Origin of the sequence: Novacetimonas hansenii JCM 7643 (assembly GCF_000964405.1) — a bacterium.
GTDB classification, from domain to species: Bacteria; Pseudomonadota; Alphaproteobacteria; order Acetobacterales; family Acetobacteraceae; genus Novacetimonas; species Novacetimonas hansenii.
Window position 1 is genome coordinate 1 of sequence record NZ_BANE01000135.1, and the last position, 4,622, is coordinate 4,622.

Consider the following 4,622-nt stretch of genomic DNA (forward strand, 5'->3'; position numbering starts at 1 on the left):
AGACCGCCCAATATCACGAGGCCGGCCTCGATGCGCAGGCGATCACCAATACCGCGCTGGAAGCGCTGGGTGTCGGAATCAGCATGACCCAGCCCTTGCTAAAGACGGCAATCGGACCGAAATCATGATCATTATGAAACATGTCCTGAAAACAACGTCCCTGGCGCTGTGCGCCGGGCTGGTGGCAGCGTCGGCGCTCCCGGCCCTGCCCTCCTTCATTCCTTCGGCGCATGCGGCCGCGGCCGCATCCGACCCGCAGGCCCCCATCAAGGCGCTTTATGCCGAACTGACCCGCATCGAGGCCAAGAACAGCGGCACGTTCGACCAGCGTGCGCAGGAACTCGGCCCGGTCATCGACCGCGTCTATGACCTGGAGGCGATCCTGTCTTCCTCCATCGGTCCGCACTACGCCACGCTGTCGCCTGACCAGAAGCAGGTGCTGCTGTCCACGTTCCGCCAGTTCACGATCGCCCGCAACCTTTCCAGCTTCAAGCCCGGCACTGACGCCCGTTTCACCATCAATCCCGCGATACGTGACGCGCCGGTGGGCGGAAACAAGATTGTCGATACCCAGATCGGGTCATCGGACGACCCGTCGGGCACGGCCGTCAATTACGTCATGCACATGAATGGCGCCAAGGGATATCAGGTGGTTGACGTCCTGCTGAATGGCAATATCAGCCAGGTCGGCATGCAGCATTCCGATTTCCGTTCCGCCCTGTCCGGCGGCAATGTGCAAAACCTGATCGATCTGTTACAGAAGAAGATCAAGGTCTTTTCGGAAGGATGATCCGCCCTTCGGGTTACGGACCGGATTACCGATGTTATATCATGCACGCGCGACCCAGCCGGAAAGATGATGTCTGTTCTTAACGCCCTTGTCTCACCATCCGGTCTGGCTGCGGCTGTCGCGGTGGCCGGGTGCGTACAGGCGACGCTAGGCACTTTTCTGGTCTCACGCTTTCGCGTGCAGGAAAAACGCGCCGACCAGGCCGTACCCTTGCCCCCGGTGACGGTGCTCAAGCCCCTGCATGGCGATGAACCCCTGCTTGAAGAAGCGCTGGAAAGCTTCTGCACGCAGGATTATCCCGCAATGCAGATCATCTTTGGCGTTCAGGCCGAAGATGACGCCGCCATTCCCATCGTGCGGCGCCTGTGCGAACGCCATCCCGCGCTGGATATCGAACTGGTCATCGACCCGACCTTTCACGGCATCAACCGCAAGATCGGGAACCTGATCAACATGATGGCGCGCGCGCGTCACGACGTGCTGGTCATTTCCGATTCGGACATCCATGTGGCGCCCGATTACCTGCGCCACGTGGTTGGCGCACTGGTTCCCGCCAATGTCGGGCTGGTGACGACGCTTTACGCGGGGCTGCCGGCGTCGCCCACGCTGCCACGGTTGCTGGCGGCGGGGCAGATCAACCATAATTTCCTGCCCGGCGTCATGCTGTCACGCTATCTCGGGCGGCAGGACTGCCTTGGCGCGACGATGGCGCTGCGGCGGTCGATGCTCCAGGCCATCGGCGGGCTGGAAGCGCTGGTTCCGCATGTCGCCGATGATGCGATGCTGGGCCGGTATGTGCGCGAACAGGGCAAGGACATCGCCATTGCCGCGTGCATGACATGGACCACCGTGGGGGAACGTTCCCTGCGCGAAGTACTGGCCCACGAACTTCGCTGGGGTCGGACGGTCAAGACGCTGGAACCGCTGGGTTATGCCGCGTCGGCCATCCAGCTTCCGCTGTTCTGGGCCACGATGGCGGTCGTGCTGGCACCGCATGCGACATGGACATGGATGTTCTTTATGTCCATATGGGGCGTTCGCGCCGTCTGTGCGTTTGTCATGGACCGCGCATTGGCACAACGCAGCCTTGTTCCGCTGTTCCTGCTGCCGCTGCGCGACTGGCTGTCGGCTGGCATCATGGTCGGCAGCGTGACAGGCACGCGCGTGGCATGGCGCGGACAGACTATGCATATTTCGCCACATTCCGCTATGACACCCCGATCACAACCTGCTTCCCCCGGCGACTGACCACGCCGGGGGCCGGACAGGCCGAACCAAACCAGTCAAGGCAACTGCGGTCGCGCGGGGGAGTGAGCCCCTTTCAGACCCGAGGATTCGCGTAACATGATGAAGACCCTGTTTCTCCAGCCGCCTTCCTTCGACGGATTCGATGGCGGGGCCGGCTCCCGTTATCAGGCAAAGCGGGAAATCAAGTCGTTCTGGTATCCGACATGGCTGGCGCAGCCTGCCGCCATGGTCGAAGGCAGCCGCCTGATCGACGCCCCCCCGGCCCGCATGGGCATGGAACCGATCCTTGAGGATGTGCGTAACCGCGACCTTGTCATCATGCACACCTCCACCCCGTCCTTCGCGTCTGACGTGCGGGTGGCGCAGATGCTCAAGGACGCGAATCCGGCGGTCAAGATCGGCATGGTCGGCGCAAAGGTTGCCGTGCAGCCGGAAGAAAGCCTGCTGAACGCGCCGCCGGTCGATTTCGTGGCACGCAACGAATTCGACTACACCATCAAGGAAATCGCCGAAGGCCGCGACTGGAAGGATGTCGATGGCATCACTTGGCGCGACCCGGATGGCAAGATCATCTCCAACCGCGACCGCGCGATGATCGAGGACATGGACAGCCTGCCGTTCGTGACCGAAGTGTACAAGCGCGACCTGAAGATCGAAGATTACTTCATCGGCTATCTGATGCACCCCTACATCTCGATCTATACCGGTCGTGGGTGCAAGTCGCGCTGCACGTTCTGCCTGTGGCCGCAGACGGTTGGCGGTCATCATTACCGCACCCGCAGCCCCGAACATGTGGCCGCTGAAATCCGTCTGGCGAAGCAGTATTTCCCGCAGGTGAAGGAATTCTTCTTCGACGACGACACCTTCACCGACGACCTGCCCCGTGCAGAGGCGATTGCCAAGGAACTTGGCAAGCTGGGTGTGACGTGGTCGTGCAATGCAAAGGCGAACGTCCCGCGCAAGACGCTTGAAGTGCTCAAGGCCAATGGCCTGCGCCTCCTGCTTGTCGGGTATGAGAGCGGCAACCAGCAGATCCTTCACAACATCAAGAAGGGCATGCGGGTCGAAGTCGCGCGTGAGTTCACCAAGAACTGCCACGAACTTGGCATCAAGATCCATGGCACCTTCATCCTCGGCCTGCCGGGCGAAACGAAGGAAACCATCCAGGAAACCATCAAGTTCGCGACCGAGATCAACCCGCACACATTGCAGGTTTCGCTGGCGGCCCCCTATCCCGGCACGTTCCTGCACAAGCAGGCGACCGAGAATGGCTGGCTTGATGCAAGCAACGCGGAACTGATTGATGAAAACGGCGTGCAGATCGCACCGCTGCATTATCCGCACCTGTCGCACACCGAAATCTTCAACAGTGTCGAGGATTTCTACCGGAAGTTCTATTTCCGCGCGCCCAAGATCGCCTCGATCCTGAACGAGATGGTCCGCAGCCCGCAGATGATGAAGCGTCGCCTGCGCGAAGGCGTCGAATTCTTCCAGTTCCTGCGCGAACGTCGCGCGGCCTGATCGCCATCAGGCCATTCCATGCGCCGGAACCCACAGGTTCCGGCGTTTTTTCTGATATCGTTACATCCGGTTCCCTGCTGTCATGAAACGCGTCATCATATCCGCCGATGATTTCGGCCTGTCGGAAGAGGTGAATGAAGCCATCGAGATCGCGCATCGCGATGGCCTGCTATCCACCGCAAGCCTGATGGTCGCCGGTCCCGCGGCAGAAGATGCGATCCGGCGCGCCAGACGCCTGCCGGACCTGCGCGTGGGGTTGCACCTTGTCGCGATCGAGGGACCGGCCACCCTGCCGCCTGCGGATATTCCGCTGCTGGTGCCACAGGATGGTCAGTTCCCGTCCGATCAGTTGAAGCTGGGTGTGGAATATTTTTTCCGTCCCGCCGTGCGCCGCGAACTCGCCGCCGAGATCGAGGCCCAGTTCCGCGCCTTTGCCCTTACGGGGCTGGCGCTGGACCATGCCAACGCGCACAAGCACATGCACCTGCATCCCACGGTCGGGCGTTACCTGATCGAAAGCGGCCTGCGCCATGGCCTGCGGGCGGTGCGCGTGCCGCTGGAGCCGCCACAGCCGCTGTTCGCGGCAGGTACCTATGCCGATACACTTGGCGATGCGGCATTGCGGCGCTGGACGCGCCTGTTGCGGCATCAGGCCCACAAGGCGGGGCTGGTGACAAATGACTGGTGCTTTGGCCTGGCATGGAGCGGCCACATGACGACCGAACGTGTCTCCGCGCTGGCTGCGCACCTGCCTGACGGGCTGTCGGAAATCTATTTCCATCCCGCCACGGCAAAAAACAGGCTGCTTGAACGCCTGATGCCGACCTATGAACATGTGGCGGAATTCGAAACGCTGTGCAGTCCCGGCCTGCGTGCGGGGCTGCGCCATGCGGGGGCAACCCCGACCACATGGACCGATATCGCACGCGCGCGATAGGGTCTTCAGAGCGGCCCCACCAAAGGGCGCGGCCCTTTGGAAACCGTTATTTTATAAGAGACTGTTTGAAAAAATCAGTCTGGATAACATACTGAAATTATAAAGGTTTTTTGGTGAAGCTTTTTC

At 61.2% G+C, this 4,622-nt stretch carries 4 protein-coding genes; all 4 read left to right on the forward strand.

The window, feature by feature from the left end; genetic code table 11:
* Nucleotides 1-124: 124 nt before the first annotated feature.
* The 4 genes from B7G66_RS10095 (at nucleotide 125) to hpnK (ending at nucleotide 4,496) form a co-directional block, all read left to right on the forward strand.
* Nucleotides 125-790, forward strand: coding sequence for an ABC transporter substrate-binding protein (locus tag B7G66_RS10095; RefSeq protein WP_003622008.1), 666 nt, complete (start codon nucleotides 125-127; stop codon nucleotides 788-790).
* Nucleotides 791-859: 69 nt separating this feature from the next.
* Nucleotides 860-2,038, forward strand: a complete 1,179-nt coding sequence (hpnI, locus tag B7G66_RS10100; protein ID WP_040512900.1) for a bacteriohopanetetrol glucosamine biosynthesis glycosyltransferase HpnI — start codon at nucleotides 860-862, stop codon at nucleotides 2,036-2,038.
* A 96-nt stretch (nucleotides 2,039-2,134) separates the two neighbouring features.
* Complete coding sequence (hpnJ, locus tag B7G66_RS10105; protein WP_003622006.1) at nucleotides 2,135-3,559, forward strand: hopanoid biosynthesis associated radical SAM protein HpnJ; 1,425 nt, start codon at nucleotides 2,135-2,137, stop codon at nucleotides 3,557-3,559.
* 82 nt (nucleotides 3,560-3,641) lie between these two features.
* Nucleotides 3,642-4,496, forward strand: a complete 855-nt coding sequence (hpnK, locus tag B7G66_RS10110) for a hopanoid biosynthesis-associated protein HpnK (protein WP_003622005.1) — start codon at nucleotides 3,642-3,644, stop codon at nucleotides 4,494-4,496.
* Nucleotides 4,497-4,622 lie beyond the last annotated feature (126 nt).

Coding starts and splice junctions, on each gene's coding strand:
- hpnJ (WP_003622006.1), top strand. CDS start 2,135: ATGATGAAGACCCTGTTTCTCCAGCCGCCTTCCTTCGACGGATTCGAT.
- hpnK (WP_003622005.1), top strand. CDS start 3,642: ATGAAACGCGTCATCATATCCGCCGATGATTTCGGCCTGTCGGAAGAG.
- hpnI (WP_040512900.1), top strand. CDS start 860: ATGTCTGTTCTTAACGCCCTTGTCTCACCATCCGGTCTGGCTGCGGCT.
- B7G66_RS10095 (WP_003622008.1), top strand. CDS start 125: ATGATCATTATGAAACATGTCCTGAAAACAACGTCCCTGGCGCTGTGC.